This window comes from Gordonia polyisoprenivorans NBRC 16320 = JCM 10675 (genome assembly GCF_000241325.1).
Taxonomy (GTDB): domain Bacteria; phylum Actinomycetota; class Actinomycetes; order Mycobacteriales; family Mycobacteriaceae; genus Gordonia; species Gordonia polyisoprenivorans.
The window spans coordinates 81,194-103,259 of the sequence record NZ_BAEI01000044.1; the positions used below are offsets into that span (position 1 = coordinate 81,194).

Genomic DNA, 22,066 nt, shown 5'->3' on the forward strand with positions numbered 1-22,066 from the left:
TCGTTGCAGTAGACTGACCGCATGGAGGACTACGTGACCCGCAAGGAACTCGCGGAGAAGTTGCAGCTCTCAGGACCAGCGATCGACGCGCTTATCAGCACGGGCATCGTCAAGACGGCCCGTAGAGTCGGTCGAACAGTCGCCATCTCCGCCGAGGAAGCGACTCAGCTAGCAGCACGCGATTACATCGACGATGCCCAGCACCCCCCGATCCTCGTCGTCAAACTCGCCGCTGCCACGGAGGATGAAGCCGATCCAAGTCGCAAATGGCTCGGCTGGAACCCAGACGCAGCCCCAGACGATCCAGATCAAATTAAAGCCGTGAGCAAATACTGGCGAGTAAGACATCCCGAAATCTACGTCGGCGAACGACTCGCAGCAACTACCAGCGGTTTCCCTCATGCCATATACAAGATTAACGGCTATAAGAATGCCCCCGGAGGAACACGAGAGTTTGATCTAACAATCGATGACAGCGAAATCGGAAAGCAACTCACGAAGATGCGATTCAGACCAATTCAGGGCGGTGTCATCAATCTACTTTAGACGCTATAGTCGATAGCGAGAGTCTTCCTAGCCGAACCTCTCCGCCCCCTTCGCCTCTCCTACTCTTGGCGAAGGGGGCTCTCTTTCGCAGCATCGCAGCAAGTACTTCGATACGGTATGTTCGTGACATACCAACCTGACCCCCATCAGCAGGGACCACAGTCGAGTCCACAGTACCCCTCACCTGCACCGATCGGCTATCCACAGCAGGCACCGCAGGGAACACCGACCAACTACCACCCGTACCCGCCGCCACCTGGCTACCCGATACCAGCCCACCAACCCGCGAGCCAGGCTAAGGGTTACCTCATTTGGGCAGGAGCAATAGGGATAGCGTTTGCCGCGATAACATTCCTAATCGTCCTCCTCATACTGATCAGCGACCCCGAGATCAGCGCGATAGGCGAAACACGAGATACTTCTGGCGTAATATTCCTACTATCATTCGGCTACGCCGTCGGCGCATTAATACTCGGGATAGTCGTAGGCGCAGTCATTAAACTCATTATCAACGCTTCCCGACGCCAGCCCCGCCCAATAGCACCTCAACAGACTCCAACCCAGTACCAACACCCTCAGAACAGGTCATTCTAACCAGGCCCCCGCTTCCGAGTCTCAAGTCCTCAACCAGGTGACCTACCGCACCTCTCGCACTATCATCTTTGGCATGTCGCATCCGGGGCCCTACCAAAGTGCGGTACCACTCCCGTCACCACTCGAACAACCGGAGTTCGGGCTGCCTGGCGAAGGCCTGGTCTCGCATCAAGCCTTAAACGCGATGGACGAAGGTCCACTGCTCAAGGGCTTGGTCGGCGAGCAAAAATCCGCCGCACTCTTCAAGACTGAGATCACAAAGTACCAGGTCAAACACGTAATACAGATCGTGCATGGCCTGAGATTCCCCGGCACAGAGAGCGCCGACATCGATCATGCCCTCGTGTGCGGCGACCGCGTTCTACTGGTCGACAGCAAGTACTGGGCTCCCGACAGGTACCGCTGGTACGGAGAATCCATCCTTGCTGGCCCCGACGATGACCCCCGGCTCGTCCGCAGCAACTTCCTCACCGCATCACGGCGCTTTGCCAAGATCGTTGCACCAGCCTACGTAGCACCGATCATTCTCGTACATCGCAGCCGACCGGGCGACCTGTCCCTCGACAACACCCACCGCGGAGAACACCCCGAACTTTTCGCCGCCGATGAGGGATTCAAGACTCAAATCGCGTGGCTCCTACAAGGTATACCGATCGTGAACGGCACCGTCGATTGGACACTGTTTCAACAATGGCAGACCGCAACGATGACAAAAGTGCTGGAACAGAAGGATGGCACCCCTCAGGCTCAGCGAAAAGCAGCCCTAGAAGCACTCGCCGCACAGCAGGAGCAACAACGTCTACTAAGAGCACAGCGAAGTGAAGAACTCACCAGACAAGCGATAGAGTTTCGCGAGAACCGCCAACGTAAAAAGGCCGCGAAACGACGACAAGAACAGCAACGCATCGCTGCCAGCAAACAAGCGGAGCGAGATCGTCTTCAACGACAGATCCTCGAACAGCAGCGAGCTATCAACAACCAGCAACTACCGTTCTGGAAACAGCGTCGATGAACAAGACCAACCCCACCGCAGAAGTCGAGCAGATCCTCGAAGAGGGCGCCAAGATCGGGCAACAACTCGACATCCAACCCGGCGAAGACCCGACAGAAGAGCTTTACGACGACAACGGGCTACCCAGATAGCCCTGAGACGCCCGTGAACGAACAACCGGGAGTATCGCGTAGATCTACGAGAGCGAAGAAGCAGTGAGTCTCAGATGGACGCTGAGAGCGAATCTGTCGTCGGGTGTCGCTCTCCTCGAATCTCCGATACCCCGTCCGAACAGCCGTAGGCTAGCGCAGTACGAGAGCCCCGATTCTCGTAGGGGACAAGTCCCACGCGCACCCGACGACAGTCAGCCAGTGCCGGCGTCGACGGAGTCGAAGCTGTCACCGTCTCCGACGTCCAACCCAGGGGTAGTTCCCCTCCATCGCGATCAGGTCGCGAAGCGTCTCAGCCGAGATGCGGAGTCGCCGAGAGGGATTTCTGGCAGTGTCCACATAGCCCTGATGAACCCACCGATACAGAGTCGGTGCACCGATTCCCAACTTTAAAGCTGCCCGCTTGACTGAGTAGAACTCCGGTTCATCCATCGACTCACCAAGATCCGCAACGACGTCCGCAGGAATCTGGAGTTTTCCAGCAGGATTCCTGGACGTCTCGATCAGTCCGTCGTAGGCCCACCTGTAGAGGGTCGTGGTCGACACCCCGAGTTCGTTCGCCGCGAACGGGATCGAGTAGAAAGCAGGATCACTCATCAGCGCCCTCCAACAACCTAAGCAGCTGACGCTCATGTTCGCGCTGAATCGACTGATCCCGTTCCAACACTGCAGCTTCTGACACCTCTAGCGCGCCCAGAATACGCTTCGTGAACAGCTTAAACAGCGGATCAGGTTCCACACCCGCACCGACGTTGCCCTCGTCAGCCAACAACCCCGCACGAAACTTCCGGATCGGATCACCGGGAAGCTGACAGACCCCGACGCCGTTCTTGTATCCCTTGATCTCCGTCACCCACTCGGGCCCGAGATCATCGTGCAGCATATTCAGGGACTCGGTCGCCTCAACGCGGAACGAGATCCGGACAGCGAAGTTGCCGCGAGTATCCGTGTCAACGATCCGGGCAGAAGCCCTCTGGGTCATCAGGACAACCCTGAACGCCGCCTTGGCACCCTCAGCCGTGAGCCGAGCCAGCGCCGCCTCGATACGTGATCTCGTCTGGGCCCTCTTCCGTCCACCAACTGCGTCCTCTGCATCGGCAGCCTGGAGAACACCGGCATACTCCTCGATCACGATCATTCGAAGAGGCAGCTCAGGAGTCACCTCGGCCACCTTGTCCTGCCAGTTCTTCACCAAATCGGCGATCCGCAGGTCCATCTGCCGAACTTCCTCTTCCAGGAACATCGCCAGCTCAGTGAACCGCCCGTTACCCGTTGAGCCTGGATACGGTACGACAGAGTTCTCATCGAACGCCGAGAACGGCAGTGCGACAATCCCGGTCGGGTCCACAATCCGGCAGACCACGTTCCGCATCGACGCCACCTGGGCGAGGACCCCATACATGAAGGCAGTCTTACCGCCGCGAGTTGCGCCTTGAATGATCCAGTGACCGGCAGTCTCCATCAGGTTCACTGTCACCGGTTGGAGAGCCTTGTCGCAACCCAGGAACACCTTGTCCGTGTTCGCATCCAGACAGGAGTCAAACCGAACAGGGATCGTGGAGGTCATCACGTTGTCGCGGTACATCGTCAACTCCCAGCGCACCCGAGACTTCCTCACCCGACCGGATACCTCCTTGATCACGCCCGCTCCGTAACCGAGCCCGCGAGCGACAGCGTCCTCCGTCTCGATAGCATCCATCGTCGGAACAGCCAGAGCGGAGATGATCGCAGTGCAGGTCCGCTGAGACGCTCTCACCCACAACAGATCTGGCACACCGGTCTCGTTGGCAAGCAATCCGCAGTCCTTCGCGACGATAGGCCAACGCCACCAGACCGTGAGAATCTCATCACCACCGGCCATCCGGGCGAGCAGCAGAAGCAGGCCAGCTACGACGAGACAGGACATCCACCAGCTCGCGGGTGAATACGCATACCAGAAGGCCAACCCGACCAACGCGAGAGTGCCGGCCACCGCAGAGAGGAAGTAGGTCTTCACAGTCCGCTCGACAATGCCCTCTTCACCTGTCCGAGACCAGAATCCGGGCTTCTGCGGAGAAGTCATCGTGATACACCACTACTGGCGATAGACCTACCGCAGATCCGAAACTGCTCTCGAAGCTGGTCACCGTAATCAGTCCGGTAGATCCGATCCCCTCTGATCTCCACCCAACCACGACGCTCCGCATAGGCGCGACCAGCGTCGGCAACATCCTCACTGACATAACGATTCAGAGTGGACAGTGAAGTCACCGTATAGAGAGACAACATCACGTAGACAGCCCTACCGATGTCGGGTTGGTCCAGCCGTTCACTGGCCAACTCGTAGTGATCGCAGCAGCTATGTGCTTCATACTCCTGGAATAGCAACACTGTGGCTGCGTCAGAGAGAGAATCAGAAGAAGTCATCTCACAACCTCGATACCACGATGAGCCAGATTGGATACCAACACAGCCTCGAAGTCCACCATCTGATCGTCCAGCCACCACAACGGATCATCCTCGACAGCCGCCTCCACTGCCGCACTCGACCGTCGTTCCAGACTCCCAACTGTCGCAGTCCCAGGATCAAGCACGGTAATCCGCCACTCAAACACCGCCCGTGAGACGTCGCCTGTTCTGAAGTGTTCTACAACCTCCACCCAGAGAGAGAAATCCGATTGCGGATCGTCCGGCCGAATCCGACGAACCTCCACATCATGAAGCGACGAAACCACCTGCCGTAGCGCGACATCTCTCCGCCTCACTGTTCCACCTCGATTCCACGCTGACCGAGAGCCTGTCTCAGTCGCGCCCCGATCACGACCTGATCGTCTGGCAGGCGATACTCCCCGTCCTCGACCAGCCCTTCGATCGCAGAGAACAGCAAATTCTCCACGGACCGGACCGTGGTCTCCGATGCGTCCTCCAGCTCGACCTCCCATTCGAATACCGTTCTGTCGCCCGATCCCCCGGTGAGCACGATCTCCACGTCAAACAACGATGTTGGATCATCGGGGTCCTGCCTGGACACTGAAACATCCTGCACCGCAATACTCGCTTCGTCACTTCTGGTCATGTCCATCACCATTCTTCAGAAAGTCCGTTTCGAATTGTCCAGAGCGCACGAGCCAAACACTCCTAGCAAGTTTAAGTAAATGGTTAGAGAGATCCAGATCCATGCCTCGTCGAACTGATCTCTCTAAGCTATCCAAGCTACTTGCCATTGAATCGGATGGGTGTATATCTTCAAGCCGAACTTCCCAGTTCATCTTTCTCACCGAGTCGAACGCCGAGATCTTCACTTCAACAGACACATTCTCAATGCTTGCGTTCATACGTACGCCCTCGTCACTCATCTTTCGCTCCTATCCATTGTTCCAACACTGTTCTCAACCCTCTCGCCAGCACCGCGCGATGTTCCTCCAAAGTGAGACCGACCAGCACGTAGATCTGCTGGTTTGACGCATCACTGACAGCGAGCAGGCCAGCCCAGTTCCGCAGAAAGTGCTCAGCATGACTCGCGCAGAACTGCAGATTGACACCGTTGTCCTGCAGCAGCGGTACGCCATCCTCCCTAAGCCGGATCATGACGACCAGGTCGCCGTTATCATCAACTGACGCAGGCTCTTTGCAGCCCATCGCTGAACACTGATCACCGATCACGTCAATCACCTGCCATTGATTGACCAGCACCACAGGTCATCTCAGCCGCTGGAACACTCCGATCATCGTCACTCTGATCAGAGAGCCCGCATACGCGAAAGCGGTTATCCCGCAGGTCAACTGCAACCAGCACCAAGCGATCCTGAGCTGGCAGTCCGACCGCTCCGAGCTGTTTGATCCGAGTCAACATCGTCTGGGACACCCCGAGGCAGGTCTGCACCGAGTCATACGACGCCGGCTGTGAGATACCGACACCCCGATACACCACCACCTGAGTCGCATCAGACTTCGGATCAGCCGAACATGCGGGTATCGACACCACACCGTGATCGATCTGGGGAAGCTGCGCATCCGCACTGGAGTCGCCGCCACCTCCACCGCCGCCACGACAGGAGTGCAACACCAGCACGATCAGCACCAGAAAGATCAGCGCGACAGCTACTCTCAGTTTTGTCATCGCGACCGTCGCAGGATCAGATCACCGGTCGGTATGCCGAAGCTGTACTGCACTCCTTGATAGCCGAATCGGGTGTGATACAGCTCCGTCCGTGAGCCGAGGCGCCCATCCGGATCACCTGGATAGCCCGTCAGAACGACCCCGTTTCGACGGGAGTGAATCCGCAAGTGCGACAACGCACCGTTGGTCTGACGAATCATCAGCTCATCGCCCTGGATTCGTCCCCGCAGGTTTGCGCCGGGAAAAACACCGTAAGCGACAGCTTGGACCGTGTACACACCCTGATCCACGTCAGCGTGTGCGCTCCCAGGACCGAACGACACACCGATCAAAGACGCAGCGAGAGAAACGATTCCGATCCTGCTCCGTACTGCGAACCTCAGCTTGCCCATCGTTCTCCCCTCTCCTGAGTGACGAACTGATCCCGGTCCCAGAGCAGTAGTTCCGTCCGATACCGAGAGTCCGGATACTGCACAGCTGGAACAGCTTTCACCCGGCTCGCTCCCGAGCTCAGCCAGAGATCAATCGAGTGCTGCGCAGACGTGGCCACCATCCACCGACAACCGGTCAGTGTGAGAGCCGTGACAGCCTCCGCAGCGAGAAGAGGCGATACGACCAGATCAAGTGACCAGGCGGTCGACGCCTCCGCGACAAGAGCGCTGCCGACAATGCCCCGAAGAGCGACACGCACCTGAGTCGAGTCCGGCCAACAATGAGGTGCGAGAAGATCCTCGACAGGTAGGGCCCGGACAGAGAAGCCGCCCAGAGGTTTCCCACTCCGAGAAAGAGTGCAGAAGTGCAGGTCATCGAGACTGGACACGGTCAGGTCATCCAGCCAGGACAGCGCCTCCTCGCAACCCTGTGCCGCGTACGCCTGGTGAGCGAGACGACAGAACAGTTCCCACTCCGAGGGAGCCCTACCCGCGCGAAACCAGTGCACGTCGATCAGCCCACCGGATGAGCAGGTCATCTCGCCTCCTGCACGTCTCGGAGATCAAAGAAGTACCGGCCGGAGCGATACCGATCCGAGCGCAGGATCACCAGCTCACGGACAAACGCAGCGACCAGACCAGCGGCGACAGCAGCAGTGGGAGCGAACTGTGGAAAACCACTCCGACGAGCCTTCACTGCCTCGAGAAACTGGGACGAGCAGTGACGACCGAACAACTGCAGCTGAGCTTCACCCACTGACAGTGACGGAGACACCAGGTCATGGAATGGTTCCCAGTCAGGTTCTCGGGCATAGTCCTCGACATCGATCACCACCCGATCCCAGAGATCAGTCGCAGTGATGAGGCAGACGCCGTGCTCCTTCGCTGAGTGCCGCAACCACCACTTGACCGGGAACTGGTCCACCTCCTCGATCACGACACTGCTACCAGCGACAAACTCCTCCGCGTGGGCGAACTCCTCGATCCGATCCCGAACGGCAACCTCGACACCGAGCGCATCGAGATGGTGAGCGACGACATCTTCCTTGAGGCAGCCGATATCCTCGACAGTCGCGATGGGATGCCGATTCAAGTTGGACAGTTCAATCGCATCGCCGTCGCAGATCCGAAGCTCGCCAGCACCGACCAGGCCGAGTTGCAGAGCGATGCCGGCGCCGACACCCATACCGGCAATAGCGACCCGAGTCTCCCGCCAGCGCTGTTCCTCATCCGGCTGAATCATCGGATTGTGTCTCACAAGGCGTGCGCGCTCAACTGAGTTCATACTTCACAACCTTGTCGACAGCCAGCATGGTCAACCGACCAGTGCGAAGCGCATCAAGAGGAGTAGCCGAGAGAACAGCGGAATCCGTGAGCCACCACTCCGCTACCCCGAAGGGATCGTCACGAACACCAATCGCTCGATTCGCATACCGGACAGTCTCATTCATCCGGACAGTAGCCAGACCAAGCTGAAAGACCGGACAGACCAGATCATCCCCGCGTTGGAGCTGGATCAGGTCAGGCCAATCCGCCTCACCGACGTCGCACCGTCTGCGAACCTCATCGACCGACAGGCACTCCAACTGGCTGAGAATCCACCTACGAGTCTCAGCCTCACGCCGATCGTGATCAGAACTCACTTCGCCGAACCCTGGTCGAGCAGAGCTGAAGTCGAGTCCAAACCAAACTCATCGGCCAGAAGCGAGATGCCGTCGGCACGGAACCAGAAGTCCGACTCCGCGGCGTCACGACCATCTATCCTCTTCGTATGCTGAGCCCAGCTACCAGCAACGAGATTGTCAAGAACAACGTCACGGCCTTCGAACCGATCGAGCAGTTCTTCCTCGGTGACATCGTCAATACCGATCTTCACGTCGATCTGTGACGTTGTCCGTCCCGCCTTGGTGACGACCGTGACAACGAATGTGAACTTCCAGGCAAGCAGGCCGTCGCCCGTCGTCTTGTGAATAGGGACATCAAGCTTCTCACCCTCCTCGTACGTCTGAAGATCAGGATGGATATCAACCAAGACGAATCTACGAAACTTGGTAACATCCACCGGAACCATCTGGAGTGCCTTCGGCGCCATAGCTTTTCCTTTCGAACTACGTATCCGTCAGAGAGTGATCGGGATCAGGACCTGTAAGAACCTGATCGGATCATGCAGAGTCGCGAGCAGGAAGTTGATTACTTCCAGAGAGTCTGGCATTGCAGTATTTCCTCTCAAGAGATTTGTTTTTCTTCTCTTAATTGATTTTAGTAGCAATTAATACAATGTCCAGTACAATGAGAATTTGCGCCCTTGACTCACGCGACCACAGCCTTCCGTCGAGACTTCGCATATCGAATCACGGCATACTGATATCGATCGCCATACGGACGGTGCTGAAACAGCCTATGACAGATCCAGTCCTCTCCAATTAGAAGTTGTACGCCGTACGAGTCACACACCGCACGAAGCGAAGCCGAAATTGTGTCGGCAGAGGACAGCTCCGCGACCCGAAGAAGCTCCTCCTTCATCGAAAGTTGTTGATTCCGATTCAACTTCGACCATTCACTTGGCAACATTCCCGCGATGGAGTGCATCTTCACGACTTCATTCGGTACGTCGTCAGGCTGAGAGACAGACTCGTCATCGACCTTAGATTCCTTAACACCTAATTCCTCGCGAAGACCACGAGACCACGTGACCTGTCGCCTATCGTGCGTGACCTTCTCCCACTCACGCCAGATTGCGAGATCACGAGAGCGAGCGTCCTCATCGAAGTCACCTTCTTCGGATACGAGATCGGCCAGGACTTGGAATGGTGTTCGATTACCCTTTCTCGACCTTTTCTCGGAGCCACGCGCAACCTCTGATGGAATGTCCCACGACGAACTGATCTTCGACACATAGTCAGCCAAAGCTGTATTATCTACCTCGTCAGTTGAGCCAGCATGAAGATCAATCACCTGTAGATCTTGGCCTTTATGATCTGCATACCTTCCCTGAGCTTCAACCGCAGCAGACCACTCGCGCTGCAACTTCGTCCAATTTCGGAGAACCAGATCCTCGGCACCTTCATCTGGAACAAAGAGAACGATATGAAAGTGGGGGTGCCAGCCAGTTACTTCCGATACCGTCGCCTCGAATACACGAAGATCATGAATGCCGACCTTACGAAGGAGTTTCCATGTCTTCCTCTGCCTTAATGACCGCCATGCAGCCTGTAATCCGTCCCATAGCTGAGACAGCGAAACACCGAGATGGTGATGCATAGTCAACGTCATAAACAGGGCATGACCACCACGACGCGCATGAGCATCCAGAGCCTGCCGAATCTCGTCGGCACGAACCCGACCGATCTTGGGACCACAGGTAGGACAGGCCCATACCGAGGTACAGGTAGCCAGGCCCCTGAAGCCGGCAACCCGAGGACCACCTTGGACTGGCGTACCGACATCGATTGATACATCGCCTACAGCAACACGACCGCACTTCCGTACGCGCTCCAAGGTGGAGTTGCGATACAGGAACCGCATCATGTCTAGACGCTCAGCACGACGAGACCATCTCTCCTCGAGAACATCCATCTGGTTATCACCGGAGGAGTCCGGGATCCGGGATGACTCTTTAATTCGCGTAGTATCAAGTAGCCCGCTTCGCGGGCGGGGCTTCCGCCCCTTCCCGCTCGGAGGCGCTTCCGCTTCGCACGCGCCTCTCGCGGTTCGGGTCGTTCGCCCGCTTCGGTTCGATCCTTCGCCCATGCCGTTCGACAGGCCGAATCATGACTGGAGTGCTCTCAGCTCGGGTCCGAGTTCGAGTCCGAGTAGAAGCAACCGTGATGCTCTCTGCCCACGTCAGGCAACCGTGTGCAACCCAGATCAACCCAGATCACGCCTATAGGATCACGTTCCCAAGCTGAATACGCGGGTTCGATTCCCGTCATCGGCTCCGCAGGTCAGAGGGCATTTTCGCCCTCTGACCTTTTTCATTGGATAGGCGCTGCAACCAATCAGGGTTACGTCCACGCGCTCGAAGACCCGATCACACCGGTATGGCGCGACGGCCACAACGCCGCCGACCAGTACCTCCACCAGTTACCCGGACCCGTCGCGCCGGCACTACTCGCCGCGATCCTCGACGCCACACGGGACAAGGACGGCGGACCGCACTACGAGGCCGGATTCCGTGAGCGTCGTCGCGAAGCTCTCGACCCCAGATCCTGTCCGCTGACTTCCGTTCGCCCCGGACAGTTCAGCCGTGGCCGCGTCATGCGGCATCGAGCCCCTGAGCGCGCGTTGCCGATTCCCGACCTCGCGCCCGTCGTTCTCATACCGCTCGAAGCAAACCAGCGGGCAGCATGTAGCCCAGTCCTCACCCGTGCCGTGAGACCACCACTCTCGATGTCGCGAATTGCGAGCCGGTGTCACAGCGATACCGCCTACCCCTCGGGTCAGGTGGCAATCGGTCGTTGGTCCACGCGGTAAGTGCATGGTCCGTCGGTCGATTCCAGCGATGGGGTTCTGGCTTCTACCACCCTAATGATGTATTTGGCACCCTCCCACGGATGGATTACACCGTAGGTGCTGTTCCTGTCTCGTCGATTCACAGCAGGTAAAATCGGACATGAGGAGGTAACCGTGACACGACCACAACTCACAATGATCGCTGGTGCGATCCTCGCCGCCTTCGGAACCGGCGGAATGGTAGCGCGCGGCTCGTACACCGAAGCCGCTATCGTCGCCGCCGCGTGGCTGATCCTCGTCGGCCTGTTCTTCATCGTTCGCCCCCGGAATGACGCTGAAGCCTCGTAGCCCCAGAACGCAGAGAAGCGCCCCACCGAATCACTCAGAGCCAGTGGGGCACGCACACACCGCAACCGACCTTCGGCCGGCATCGTCTTCTGGTACCGGCGAAACCGGTCATTGACCACGCCCGTCTCGACGATCAGGCCGCGAGTGCCGGTGTCGATCTACGCGGCGGACGGCGGGGGCCCACCGAAAGGGGCCGCGGTTCCGCTGAACATGGACTCCGACTTGACGTTCCGCGGAACGCGACGACGGCGAAACGACCCGCGGAACGCCGGTGTTCAGGAACTCAGGCGTCGGGCGACGGTGCGGACGTCGTCGAGCGCGGCACGGATGAGAACATCCATCGCCCGCCCATCGTCCTCATCGATCCATTGCGCGAACGCCGAGTTGAATGCGGTGATGCCCATTTCGGCGGCGAGTCGGGCCGTCGTCTCGTCGACGCCGCGATCGCACAGCCCGGCGGTGAGAGCCGCGGTGAGTGTGGCCATCTTGAACAATTCCCGTTCCTGCAGTTCGGGATTCGCGTCGATCACGGTTTGTCGGCGTCGTGAGAACGGTTGGCGTTCCATGGTGAAGAACGCGGTCACCGCGGCTTCAAGGGCATCGCCCACCGCTTCGAGCGGGCCCACATCCGGTGTGACTGAGTCGAGCGCCGACATCGCGGCGTCCCGCAGCCCGGCACCGCCGTCGAAGAGCACTTCGCGTTTGTCGCCGAAGTGGCGGTAGAAGGTGCGCTCGGTGACCTCGGCGCGTTCGGCGATGTCGGCCACCGAGGTTTTGTCGAACCCGCGCTCGACGAACAGATCCAGGGCAGCGAGCATCAGCCGCTCCCGTGAACCGTCCGGCCATCGTCCCATGTGACGATGATAGGTGATGACAGGTTCTGACATCACGGGTAAGGTCTGTGATGTCAGACCATGACATCACTCACCACAGGAGTCTTCCATGCGGGTATTCATCACCGGCGCTTCCGGCCACGTCGCGTCGGCACTCATCCCAGAACTTGTTTCCGCTGGACACCAGGTTGCCGGGTTGGCGCGCTCGGACGAAGCAGCCGAGGTGGTCGCCGCACGAGGGGCTCAGGTGGTGCGCGGTGACCTCGGCGATCTCGACGTCCTCCGCGGTGCCGCGGCAGCCGCCGACGGTGTCGTCCACCTTGCGTTCCGGCATGACCTGATGCAGGTTGGCGACATGGCCGGAGCCGCCGACGCCGACCTGGCCGCGGTGAACGCGATCGCCGACGAACTGACCGGAACGGGCAAGGCGCTGGTCGGAACCTCCGGCACCGCGATGCTCGCGTTGATGGGGATCACCGGACGGCCCGGGCTCGAGTCGGACGCCTTCGACGGCGGCCCTCGTATCGACACCGAGAACCTGATCATCGGTCTGGCGGACAAGGGAGTTCGGTCATCGATCGTCCGGCTGCCGCCGACCGTGCACAGCGACCTCGACCACCACGGCTTCGTCCCCGGACTGATCGGTTTCGCGCGCCAGAATGGTGCGGCCGGCTACCTCGGCGACGGCGCCAACCGGTGGCCTGCGGTGCACACCCGCGACGCTGCGCGCCTTTATCGGCTCGCGGTGGAATCGGCCCCGGCGGGAACGCGCCTGCACGCGGTCGCCGACGACGGGGTGCCGTTCCGTGACATCGCGGCTGCGATCGGACGCGGGCTCGACCTCCCGGTGAAGTCGGTGGGACCCGACGACGCTCCGCAGATGTTCGGTTATCTCGCCGGGTTCGTCGGGGTGGACAACATGACCTCGTCGTCGGCGACTCGCGCGTTGCTGAGCTGGGAGCCGACCGAGCCGGGTCTCCTCGAGGATCTCGGTCAGCCACACTACTTCGCCTGAGCCAGCTCGATCCGAGTACCGCTTTCGCCGAAGCAACACGCTCCCAAGCCGAGTACATCCTCGGCTCCGGCACGCGCGATTCATGCGCTACTGCCACCCCGACATCGCGCAAAACATACCGCCCGGTTTGTTAAAACCTACCGGTTGGTTTATTCTCGACTCGTGAGTCCAGCCGAACCATCGACCGCCAAAGGTGCCGCCACCCGCGCCCACCTGTTGACGGTCGCTGCCCAGCGCTTCGCCGAGAACGGTTACAGCTCAACCAAGTTCGCCGACCTCATCGCAGCATCGGGACTCACCAAGGGGGCCTTCTACTTCTACTTCCGGTCGAAGGCCGAGCTCGCGCGAGCGGTTGTCGACCATCAGGAAAAGCTGTGGATCGAGGCCGTGCAGACCCGAGTACTCGCTCAGTCGACGCCGGTGCTGCAACTCATGGAGGTGATCCCGGCCATGCTGAATCACCTCCAGAACGACCCGGGCGCATGGAGCGTCATCCGTCTGGTTCGTGAGCTCGCCGGCGAGGACACCGACTTCGTCAAACCCGTGGACGCGTGGATCGCGCTCGTCGCCAACATCATTCGCGAGGGGCAAGACGCAGAACAGATCCGCACCGACATCGATCCCGACGCCCTCGCCGCAGTACTCGTGGGCGCGTTCGACGGCATCAAGACACTCGTCGACGCGGGGGCCGCCGACAGTCGGGATCGAGATCTGGCTCGCTACACCGACATCCTCATGATGCTGGCCGCCTCCGGCCTCGACATCAGACCCGACAGGGACATCAAACCCGACAGGACGTGATCACCATGGAATATCGCAATATCACCACACTCATCACCGGCGCCAGTGGCGGAATCGGCGAAGAGTTCGCCAGAACGCTTGCGGCCAAGGGCGCCAACGTCATTCTGGTGGCGCGCAGCGTTGACAAGCTCACTGCCCTCGCCGACGAACTGCGCAACACGCACGGGATCCGCGCCGACGTGATCGGGTCGGACCTGTCCGTGCCCGGCGCCGCGACTTCGCTTGTCGCCGAGGTCGACAAGCTCGGCGTCGACGTCGATTTCCTGATCAACAACGCGGGATTCGGCACCCACGGCGATCTGGCCGACGCCGACCCCGACCGGATCCGCGACGAGGTCGCCCTCAACGTTTCCGCTCTCACCGACCTCACCACCGTCTATCTGCAGCGCATGACGGCCCGCAAGACCGGCTCGATCATCAACGTCGCGAGCACCGCCGCCTTCCAGCCGGTACCGCACATGGCCGTCTACGCAGCGACCAAGGCCTACGTGCTCTCGCTCAGCGAAGCACTGTGGTGGGAGGCCAAGCGCGACGGAGTCCGCGTGCTCGCCCTCTGCCCGGGTGCCACCGACACCGCGTTCTTCGACGTCGCAGGCTCCGACGATGCGGCGGTCGGCACGCGACGCAGCACCCGGCAGGTCGTCGACACCGCGCTTTCGGCACTCGAGGCCGGCAAGCCCAGCGTCGTCGACGGGGCGTTCAACAAGCTCAGTGCGGGCTCCAGTCGATTCGCGCCACGGCGACTGGTGGTGGCCGTCGCCGAACGTGCGGTGCGGTCGCGGTGAAACCCCCTACCCGATCGACGCGAAACAGCGCCCGATCGATGTAAAACAGCGCCCGATCGACGCAGATGAGCGCACGGTCGACGCCGAGGCGAGCCAGCCGCTCAGCCCTGAGGCCCTCGATGTAGCTGCCGCTGCCCTACCGCCAGCCTGGAGGCACGATGGACACACCACACCGTCCAGAACGCCGAGCACACCGCCAACGTCAGCAATTCGCTTGTCAGCCACCACAATCGGCCGCCATCGACGGTGTTGGACGGGTCTTGGACGATGAGGACGGCAGCTCCCACGCCCAACGCTGCCACCACACCCGACGGCCAGGCGGCGCGTGCCTCGAGATGATGCTTCTCCTCGATGACCGCGGCCGCGCGCACCTCCCTGCCCGACACGGCGGCGTCGTCGTCGAGATCCGCCAGTGCGACGAAGAGGTCGGGGTCGCGCCGCACCTGCGCTGACCGTCGATACGACAGCACCCACCCGCCCACCGCAACAACGGCGACGAGGAGTGAGAGGTAGACCACAACCCAGGCTAACCCTCATGCGGCGCCGGGGCGCGATGAATTCGGCCACCGCGTCGGGTCTACCTGTCTGACCCTGTCCGGAACAGGACACCGCACAACCGCAGGAGACCTCCGATGCACAACATGCTGTTCCTGAACCTGCCCGTCGACGATCTCGCCCGCTCGCGGAAATTCTTCACCGACCTCGGCTACACCATCAACGAGAAGTTCTCCGACGAGAACGCGATCACCGTGGTCCTCGGCGAGAGCTTCGTCGCCATGCTCCTCACACGCGACTTCTTCGGCTCCTTCCATCCCGCGACCACCGCCGATGCCACGACCACCAAGGAGTGCATCATCTGCCTTGACGCCGAGTCCCGCGACGCCGTCGACGCCTTGGTCGACCGGGCGATCGCAGCCGGCGCCAAGCCGGGTGACACCGAGGATCACGGCTTCATGTACGGCCGCAGTTTCGACGACCCCGACGGCCACTCGTGGCAGATCGCGTGGATGGATCCGGCTGTCATGCAGGGCGATACGGCCGAGTCCTGAGCACGGGGTCGGGTGCGCCGAGATGCACCGCGAGCATCCGCCGCACCGACTCGGGCCACGCGAACGCGGCGGCCCGCTGCCGAGCAGCCCGTTCACGCTGCGCACGCGGCACCGTCAACACCCGCTCGATCGCGGAAGCGAAAGCGGCACCGGTGTTCTCGGCGACCGCACCGCAGGTGTCGTCGACGAGTTCGTTGACCGCGGACGAGCGGGAGGCGACGACGGGCGTCCCCGACGCGAGCGATTCGAGTGCGGCCAGGCAGAAGGTTTCGTGCGGACCGGGCGCCAACGAGACGTCGGTGCTGGCCAACAACGCCGCCACCTGCCCGCGATCGGGGACGTGACCGAGGAAGGTCACCGGTAAGCCGCGACCACGTGCGCTGTGCTGCAACGCCGTTCGCATCGGCCCGTCCCCGGCGACGACGAGATGCGCGGGTATCCCGGCGCGGTCGAGTCGGGCCACCGCGGCGATGCTGCGGTCGGCGCGCTTCTCCACCGACAGCCGCCCGCAGTGCACCAGCAACGCGGCATTCGGTTCGGTCCACCGCTGATGCAGTTCGGGATCGAGCCGACGCGGATCGAACAGGTCGAGGTCGACGCCGAGCGGTACGCGAACGAGGTTGTGCGCACCGATCTTCTCGAACTCGGTGGCGGCAAAAGCGGTGGTGCACACCACGGCGTCATAGGTGTCCGCGGTGGCACGGTTGGCGCGGTCGGCGAGCGCCCTCGCCGCGACGGCCGGCAGCATCAGGCCGAGGAGTCGGTCGAGTCGCTCGTGCGACACCATCGTCGAGTGGATGCCACGACGTCGGGCCCAATTTCCGAAGCCGCGCAACGTGAGTCGGTCCGACACCTCGATGGCGTCCGGTCGCAGCGTCGCAAGAATGTCGGCCACACGTCGTGGTGGGGCCAGCCGGTAGCCGCCGGCGAACGGCACCCGCGGTGCGGGTACCGACACCTTCGCGACGCCGGATGGCAGCACCTCTTCGGCATATCGTGCGCCGGGCACGATCAGCACCACCTGGTGTCCGGCGCCGACGTAACCCGCACCCCACCGGTCGACGGCGGTCCGTAGTCCACCGGATCGCTCTCCGTAGAAGTTCGCGAGTTGCACGATGCGCATGAGCCCAGTGAGCCGTGCGCGTGTGAACACCGCGCCATCAGCCGCCGACCTGCATGTGAACCGCACGAGTACGTGCCGGCGACGCCGCCGCTCAGGCCTCGGGACGGTCCCGGCGCAGCAGGTCGCCGACGTCCGGCACGTCACGAACCGCGGGCGACGTCGGCTCGAAATACTCTGCGCGGCCCACATGATGGGCGGCGGCCACCCACGCCGACGGCATCGATTCGATCCTGGTGTTCAGCGCGCGCACGTTGGCGTTGTAGAGCCGACGTGCGGCGGCGATCCGGTCCTCGGTGTCGGCAAGTTCACGCCGCAGCGCGTCGTATCCACGCACCGCCTGCACCTGCGGGTACTGCTCGGCCAGCGCCTGCATCCGGGTCAGCGAGGTGCTCAACGACTCCTCGGCTGCGGCGACAGCGACGACGTCGGCGTCGTCGCGCGCCGTCAACCGTTGTGCGTCGGTGCGGGCACGCGTGACCGACTCGAGCACTCCCTGTTCGAATGATGCCGCCTGACGCACGGCCGCAACGAGATTGGGTACGAGGTCATGGCGGCGCTGCAACTCGACGTCAACCTGCTTCCACGACTCGGCCACGAGGTTGCGCAGTCGAACGAAAGCGTTGAACGCCGACAGGTACCACAGCCCGACACCTGCGAGGACGACCACGACGACGATCACCACGATCCAGGTACTCACGACACGCTCCGCTCACCCGGACTGGCTGACACCCCGAAGTCGGTCCAGATGAATCTCGGGATCCCGTCGGCGATCAGCGCCATCGCGGCGAACACCTCCGAGATCTGGTGTGGCCGATTCCCGAGGGTCGTCACGGCGACCAGGCTGTCGCCGACGATCTCGAACTTCGTCATGATCACCGCGCCGCTGGTGCGGCCCAGTTCGGTGAGGCGCTCGATGGTGCGTGGCGTGAACACCGCGTGCGCGAAGGCCGGATTCGTCGAGTAGACGCTGAATCTCTCGTTGAAGTCCGCCGATTCGAACAGCACGCGTTCTCCGGTGGTGGTGTCGATGGTGACGCCCATCGTCAGTCGCGGCAGCGCCGCAGGCAACCCGAGGGTGAACACGTTGCGGTAGTGCGTCGTCAGATTCACCCGGTTGTTGTTGAGCCAGGTGTAGTGAAAGTACGTCGCCGGATACTCGCCGATGCGACCGGTCATCGCGTCGCTCACCCGCTTGCGTCGGGCCCGCCCGACGGAGAACGGTGTGAAGTCCCACGGCGGTAACGGCCACCCGGACTCGGGAAGATGGTGAAAACCATTGGCGGACGCCCACTCCCGAACCCACCGCCGGCGCGCACACTTGATGATCACCCCGGACGGCACGAAGGCCAGAATCGGGGTGCCCAGCAGGAGAACCCACAACAGGGGCCGTCCGTGACCCTGCCACCACCACACGTGAAAGGCGGTAAGCGCGAGAAAGGTCAGCGCCGACAACGTATTCAGGAACCACGTGCGTGACCACCAGGGACCCGAGACGGGCCCACCCGCGCGAGCCCCGTGGCGCCAGTCGTCGATCCCGATCATGGCGAACACGCTAGTCCAGGAGATCCCGTGATCACCGATCGGAGCGGCCCGCCGGTCATTCGGTCGGCTGCTTCCCCGCGATGACTTCTGGGCGCCCAGCAAGTCAGCATTCGAGACAACAGGATCAACAGCAGTGGAGGGTGACCGATGGGTTCTCGGCGCGAGATATGGCCGGTCGTGCACGCCGAACGCCGACGGCTCGTCGATGCACTCGAGAACGTCGACGAGGACGCCTGGGCCACACCGTCGCTGTGCCCGGGTTGGGATGTCCACGACGTGCTGGCCCATCTGGTCGACGGTGCCCGCACCACACGGACCGCCTTCGTGTGCCGGATGATGCGCTCACGCTTCGATTTCGACGCCGACAACGACCGCGGGATCGTCTCGGCGAAGGCTCCGGACCCGCGTGAGACCCTTGCCCGTCTGGCACGGTCGGCGCAGCTGCGCCGCACCCCGCCGGCGGCACCGGCGACGCGGCTCGTCGAGGTGTTCGTCCATGGTGAGGACATTCGCCGCCCTCTCGGTATCGACGCCGACCTCCCCGTCAAGCACGTGATGACCGCGCTGGTCCACCAGACACGCACCCGCGTCGCCTGGGGAGGCGGGCGCGAGCGGGTGAACGGGCTGCACCTCGTGGTCACCGACGCCGAGATGCTCTACGGCGAGGGGCCCACGGTGCGTGGTCGGGCGATCGATCTCTTGCTCGCGGTGTCGGGACGACCGGTCGCCGACGGGGCTCTCACCGGGCCGGGCGCCGCACGGCTCCGGACTTACGCCGTCGCCCACTGAACCACGTTCGGACGTCAGTGAAGATCGGCCCCATCGGGCAGACCCGACATCGGCGATGTACGTAATGTCCGAATCTTCCTGATCTGCAGAACCTTTCGGCGAACTTGTAACCCACTTCACACCGATCCGACGAGCGATCTGACGGGTACTTCGCTTAGAGTAACTAAGTAATTAGTTACCCAAGGTCAACTATCAATCCGTTCGGTGGTGAGTCATGGACGAGATGTCCGGCGCAGCGTCCGTCGCGACCCTCAGCGACGCGGCCGCGATCCATCGCGACCTCATCCGGATCGGACGGGCCATCCGCGCCCGGTCCGACGCCGGACCGTTGTCGCCGGGTCAGCTGTCGGCGTTGTGGACGATCGCGCAGAACGCCCCGATCCGCGCCACCGAACTCGCCACGCGGGAGTCGGTGGCCGGCCCGACCATGTCACGGGTCGTCGCGTGCCTCGAGCAATCCGGCATGGTCACCCGCACCACCGATCCGCACGACGGCCGCGTCAGCCTACTGACCCCCACAGCCACCGGCTACCAGTACATGCGCGGTGCCACCTCGCGGAAGTCGGACCTGTTCGAGGAGGCACTCGACCGCCTCGAACCCGCCGACCGCCTCGCGGTCACCCGCTCGATGCGACTGCTCGCCGACACCGTCTGCGAGCTCGACCACCCGTCCACAGCCCCACACACTGCAGAGGAAGGAGCCTGATGGAACCCGCCATCAACGGTCACGGAGGTTCAGGCCTCAACAATTCGGGTCGCGGCGACTCGGTTGTCGGCCTGATCCAGGGCGTGGTCCACCGCCCGGACGGCGGCCCGATCGCCGATGCCACCGTCACCGTCATCGATCCCGGCGGCAGCCAGGCCGCCCGTACCATCGCCGGTGCCGACGGCACCTTCGGTGTGCGGGTCGCCGGCGCCGGCCACTACGTGCTCGCCGTCTCTGCGGCCGGCCACGAGCCGGCCGCGGTCACCGTCACCGTGGGGACCGCCCCGGTCGACACCGAGATCATCCTCGCGTCGATGGGGACCCTCGCGGGCATCGTGACCACCTCGGCCACCGGCGAGCCGGTCGCCCGCGCGACCATCGCCATCGCCGACCGCACCGGTCAGGTCGTGGCGACCACGGTCACCGACGGTGCCGGCCACTGGCAGATCGGCGGGCTCGGCGACGACACTCTCACCGTCATCGTCACCGCTGCAGGCTGCGATCCGGTCGCCGAGACCGTGCACCTCGCCGACGGCGAGATCACCACCGTGCTGCGCACCGCAGCCGAACTCACCGGCGTGATCACCGACGGCACCACCGGCGCCGGGACCCCCGTGGGGCACAGCCAGGTGGCACTGCTCAACGACGCCGGGGAGATGGCCGCGAGCACCCTCACCGACGAGGTGGGCCGCTACCTGTTCGCCAACCTCACCCCGGGTGACTACACCGTCGTCGCCAACGGCTACGCACCCGTGGCTGCCACCATCGACGTCGCGGCGGGTCGCGTCGCCAACCACGAATTCGTCTTGGGCGCAAGGGGGCAGGCATGAACGCCACCATCACCGCACGCGTCGTCAGTACCGCCGGACGGCCGGTTCGCGACGCCATCATGACGATCATGTCCGACGCCGGCGCGCAGCAGGCCGTCGCCCGCTCCGACGACAACGGCACCGCGGTCGCCGACGACCTCGGCACCGGGACCTACACCGTGGTCATCGCCGCCGAGGGCTACCAGCCGACCGCGCGGGTGGCCGTGGTGGCCGGCGCCGGGACCGTCAGTCTCGGCGAGATCACCGCGGTACGCGCAGGCGACGCACCCACCCCGAGTACCGGCCACTGGGAGATCGACCCGGGACACTCGTTGCTCGAGATCAGCGTGCGCCACTTCGGGATCTCCACCATCCGTGGACGTTTCACCGATTTCACCGGGCACATCGAGGTCCCCGAATCGGTCGAGCAGTCCTCGGTGTTCGCCGAGATCAAGACCGCCAGCATCGACACCGACAACCGGACGCGTGACGAGCATCTGCGTTCGGATGCGTTCTTCGACGTCGAGAGCTTCCCGGTCGCCACCTTCGCCGCCTCCGGCGTCCGGCCGCGTGGTGACGACACCTGGACCCTGGCCGGCACGCTGACGCTGCGCGGGCATGCGGTTCCGGTCGAGCTGGAACTGAGCTATCAGGGCGAGGTCGACGATCCCTGGGGTGGCCGTCGTGCCGCCTTCGGTGCGACGGGAACGTTGCACCGCAACGACTTCGGGATCAGCTTCGACGACACGCTCATCAGCGGTGTGGCCCAGATCGGCGGCACCGCACGGATTTCCCTCGAGGTCGAGGCGGTCCGGACCGACGGATGACTCCGTCACCCCCGTTGTTCGCGGACACGGTCAGCGCCGACCGCACAGAATTGACATATTGATCTGAAAGGCAGGACATGTCGAATACCGCAGTCGCCGAGACCGGCGCCGCTGCCGGACCGCCACGCCGGTCCCGGCAGCGCTCGCTGGAGGAGC

The 22,066-nt window shown here is 62.3% G+C and carries 27 protein-coding genes; 12 read left to right on the top strand and 15 right to left on the bottom strand.

What is annotated here, in order from left to right; genetic code table 11:
• The first annotated feature begins 21 nt into the window (after positions 1-21).
• The 3 genes from GOPIP_RS28755 (at position 22) to GOPIP_RS29690 (ending at position 2,283) form a co-directional block, all read left to right on the top strand.
• Positions 22-546 (top strand): hypothetical protein, encoded by a 525-nt coding sequence (locus GOPIP_RS28755; protein WP_006370008.1) that lies wholly within the window; start codon positions 22-24, stop codon positions 544-546.
• A gap of 667 nt (positions 547-1,213) precedes the next feature.
• A complete protein-coding gene (locus GOPIP_RS28760; RefSeq protein ID WP_138944112.1) occupies positions 1,214-2,152 on the top strand; it encodes a nuclease-related domain-containing protein in 939 nt (312 codons plus the stop codon).
• Positions 2,149-2,283: a hypothetical protein gene (locus GOPIP_RS29690; protein WP_280110118.1), complete on the top strand. Its 135-nt coding sequence runs from the start codon at positions 2,149-2,151 to the stop codon at positions 2,281-2,283. The genes GOPIP_RS28760 and GOPIP_RS29690 overlap by 4 nt, the downstream gene beginning before the upstream one ends.
• A 246-nt stretch (positions 2,284-2,529) precedes the next feature.
• On the opposite strand, the gene GOPIP_RS12455 is transcribed toward GOPIP_RS29690, so the two are convergent.
• From GOPIP_RS12455 to GOPIP_RS28780, 10 genes are all read right to left on the bottom strand, one after another.
• A complete protein-coding gene (locus GOPIP_RS12455; RefSeq protein WP_006370011.1) occupies positions 2,530-2,898 on the bottom strand; it encodes a helix-turn-helix domain-containing protein in 369 nt (122 codons plus the stop codon).
• Complete coding sequence (locus GOPIP_RS12460; protein ID WP_006370012.1) at positions 2,891-4,363, bottom strand: hypothetical protein; 1,473 nt, start codon at positions 4,361-4,363, stop codon at positions 2,891-2,893. Before GOPIP_RS12460 ends, GOPIP_RS12455 begins: the two co-directional genes overlap by 8 nt.
• Positions 4,360-4,707 (bottom strand): hypothetical protein, encoded by a 348-nt coding sequence (locus tag GOPIP_RS28765; protein WP_006370013.1) that lies wholly within the window; start codon positions 4,705-4,707, stop codon positions 4,360-4,362. Before GOPIP_RS28765 ends, GOPIP_RS12460 begins: the two co-directional genes overlap by 4 nt.
• A gap of 334 nt (positions 4,708-5,041) precedes the next feature.
• On the bottom strand, positions 5,042-5,356 hold the full coding sequence (locus GOPIP_RS12465; protein WP_138944114.1) for a hypothetical protein: 315 nt from the start codon (positions 5,354-5,356) through the stop codon (positions 5,042-5,044).
• Positions 5,343-5,636 carry a hypothetical protein gene (locus GOPIP_RS28770; RefSeq protein WP_006370016.1) on the bottom strand — a complete coding sequence of 98 codons (294 nt, stop codon included), beginning with the start codon at positions 5,634-5,636 and terminating at the stop codon, positions 5,343-5,345. Before GOPIP_RS28770 ends, GOPIP_RS12465 begins: the two co-directional genes overlap by 14 nt.
• Complete coding sequence (locus GOPIP_RS12470) at positions 5,629-5,973, bottom strand: hypothetical protein (RefSeq protein WP_138944115.1); 345 nt, start codon at positions 5,971-5,973, stop codon at positions 5,629-5,631. Before GOPIP_RS12470 ends, GOPIP_RS28770 begins: the two co-directional genes overlap by 8 nt.
• The gene (locus tag GOPIP_RS28775; RefSeq protein WP_006370018.1) at positions 5,945-6,400 is read right to left on the bottom strand and encodes a hypothetical protein; all 456 of its coding nucleotides are present in this window, start codon (positions 6,398-6,400) and stop codon (positions 5,945-5,947) included. The genes GOPIP_RS12470 and GOPIP_RS28775 overlap by 29 nt, the downstream gene beginning before the upstream one ends.
• A 966-nt stretch (positions 6,401-7,366) precedes the next feature.
• On the bottom strand, positions 7,367-8,116 hold the full coding sequence (locus tag GOPIP_RS28285) for a ThiF family adenylyltransferase (RefSeq protein ID WP_006370021.1): 750 nt from the start codon (positions 8,114-8,116) through the stop codon (positions 7,367-7,369).
• Between the two features lie 354 nt (positions 8,117-8,470).
• The gene (locus tag GOPIP_RS12500) at positions 8,471-8,923 is read right to left on the bottom strand and encodes a hypothetical protein (RefSeq protein WP_006370024.1); all 453 of its coding nucleotides are present in this window, start codon (positions 8,921-8,923) and stop codon (positions 8,471-8,473) included.
• A 218-nt stretch (positions 8,924-9,141) separates the two neighbouring features.
• Positions 9,142-10,359 (bottom strand): protein rep, encoded by a 1,218-nt coding sequence (locus tag GOPIP_RS28780; RefSeq protein WP_168436294.1) that lies wholly within the window; start codon positions 10,357-10,359, stop codon positions 9,142-9,144.
• Between the two features lie 1,098 nt (positions 10,360-11,457).
• Between GOPIP_RS28780 and GOPIP_RS29090 the strand changes: the two genes are divergently transcribed.
• Entirely contained in the window at positions 11,458-11,631 is a 174-nt protein-coding gene (locus tag GOPIP_RS29090; protein WP_158512645.1) for a hypothetical protein, read from the top strand.
• A gap of 275 nt (positions 11,632-11,906) precedes the next feature.
• Here the strand turns inward: GOPIP_RS29090 and GOPIP_RS12505 are convergent, their stop codons facing one another.
• Complete coding sequence (locus tag GOPIP_RS12505; protein ID WP_035727913.1) at positions 11,907-12,485, bottom strand: TetR family transcriptional regulator; 579 nt, start codon at positions 12,483-12,485, stop codon at positions 11,907-11,909.
• Between the two features lie 88 nt (positions 12,486-12,573).
• Between GOPIP_RS12505 and GOPIP_RS12510 the strand changes: the two genes are divergently transcribed.
• The 3 genes from GOPIP_RS12510 to GOPIP_RS12520 all read left to right on the top strand — a co-directional run bounded on the left by GOPIP_RS12510 (position 12,574) and on the right by GOPIP_RS12520 (position 15,065).
• Complete coding sequence (locus GOPIP_RS12510; RefSeq protein WP_006370030.1) at positions 12,574-13,479, top strand: SDR family oxidoreductase; 906 nt, start codon at positions 12,574-12,576, stop codon at positions 13,477-13,479.
• Positions 13,480-13,641: 162 nt separating this feature from the next.
• On the top strand, positions 13,642-14,280 hold the full coding sequence (locus GOPIP_RS12515) for a TetR family transcriptional regulator (RefSeq protein WP_035727900.1): 639 nt from the start codon (positions 13,642-13,644) through the stop codon (positions 14,278-14,280).
• 5 nt (positions 14,281-14,285) lie between these two features.
• A complete protein-coding gene (locus GOPIP_RS12520) occupies positions 14,286-15,065 on the top strand; it encodes an SDR family NAD(P)-dependent oxidoreductase (RefSeq protein ID WP_006370032.1) in 780 nt (259 codons plus the stop codon).
• Positions 15,066-15,166: 101 nt separating this feature from the next.
• Here GOPIP_RS12520 and GOPIP_RS12525 read toward each other — a convergent pair whose 3' ends face one another.
• Complete coding sequence (locus GOPIP_RS12525; protein ID WP_006370033.1) at positions 15,167-15,583, bottom strand: hypothetical protein; 417 nt, start codon at positions 15,581-15,583, stop codon at positions 15,167-15,169.
• Positions 15,584-15,697: 114 nt separating this feature from the next.
• On the opposite strand from GOPIP_RS12525, the gene GOPIP_RS12530 reads away from it, so the two are divergent.
• Entirely contained in the window at positions 15,698-16,114 is a 417-nt protein-coding gene (locus GOPIP_RS12530; RefSeq protein WP_006370034.1) for a VOC family protein, read from the top strand.
• Here GOPIP_RS12530 and GOPIP_RS12535 read toward each other — a convergent pair.
• The 3 genes from GOPIP_RS12535 to GOPIP_RS12545 form a co-directional block, all read right to left on the bottom strand.
• Positions 16,086-17,237, bottom strand: coding sequence for a glycosyltransferase (locus GOPIP_RS12535; RefSeq protein WP_006370035.1), 1,152 nt, complete (start codon positions 17,235-17,237; stop codon positions 16,086-16,088). The two genes, GOPIP_RS12530 and GOPIP_RS12535, sit on opposite strands and share 29 nt — an antisense overlap.
• 91 nt (positions 17,238-17,328) lie before the next feature.
• Positions 17,329-17,934: a LemA family protein gene (locus GOPIP_RS12540; protein WP_006370036.1), complete on the bottom strand. Its 606-nt coding sequence runs from the start codon at positions 17,932-17,934 to the stop codon at positions 17,329-17,331.
• Positions 17,931-18,779: a DUF3137 domain-containing protein gene (locus GOPIP_RS12545; RefSeq protein WP_006370037.1), complete on the bottom strand. Its 849-nt coding sequence runs from the start codon at positions 18,777-18,779 to the stop codon at positions 17,931-17,933. The genes GOPIP_RS12540 and GOPIP_RS12545 overlap by 4 nt, the downstream gene beginning before the upstream one ends.
• Before the next feature lie 147 nt (positions 18,780-18,926).
• Here GOPIP_RS12545 and GOPIP_RS12550 point away from each other — a divergent pair, with 147 nt between their 5' ends.
• From GOPIP_RS12550 to GOPIP_RS12565, 4 genes are all read left to right on the top strand, one after another.
• The gene (locus tag GOPIP_RS12550) at positions 18,927-19,568 is read left to right on the top strand and encodes a maleylpyruvate isomerase family mycothiol-dependent enzyme (RefSeq protein WP_006370038.1); all 642 of its coding nucleotides are present in this window, start codon (positions 18,927-18,929) and stop codon (positions 19,566-19,568) included.
• Between the two features lie 214 nt (positions 19,569-19,782).
• Entirely contained in the window at positions 19,783-20,274 is a 492-nt protein-coding gene (locus tag GOPIP_RS12555) for a MarR family winged helix-turn-helix transcriptional regulator (RefSeq protein WP_006370039.1), read from the top strand.
• A complete protein-coding gene (locus GOPIP_RS12560; protein ID WP_006370040.1) occupies positions 20,274-21,104 on the top strand; it encodes an MSCRAMM family protein in 831 nt (276 codons plus the stop codon). The genes GOPIP_RS12555 and GOPIP_RS12560 overlap by 1 nt, the downstream gene beginning before the upstream one ends.
• Entirely contained in the window at positions 21,101-21,910 is an 810-nt protein-coding gene (locus tag GOPIP_RS12565) for a YceI family protein (RefSeq protein WP_006370041.1), read from the top strand. Before GOPIP_RS12560 ends, GOPIP_RS12565 begins: the two co-directional genes overlap by 4 nt.
• Positions 21,911-22,066: the final 156 nt, after the last annotated feature.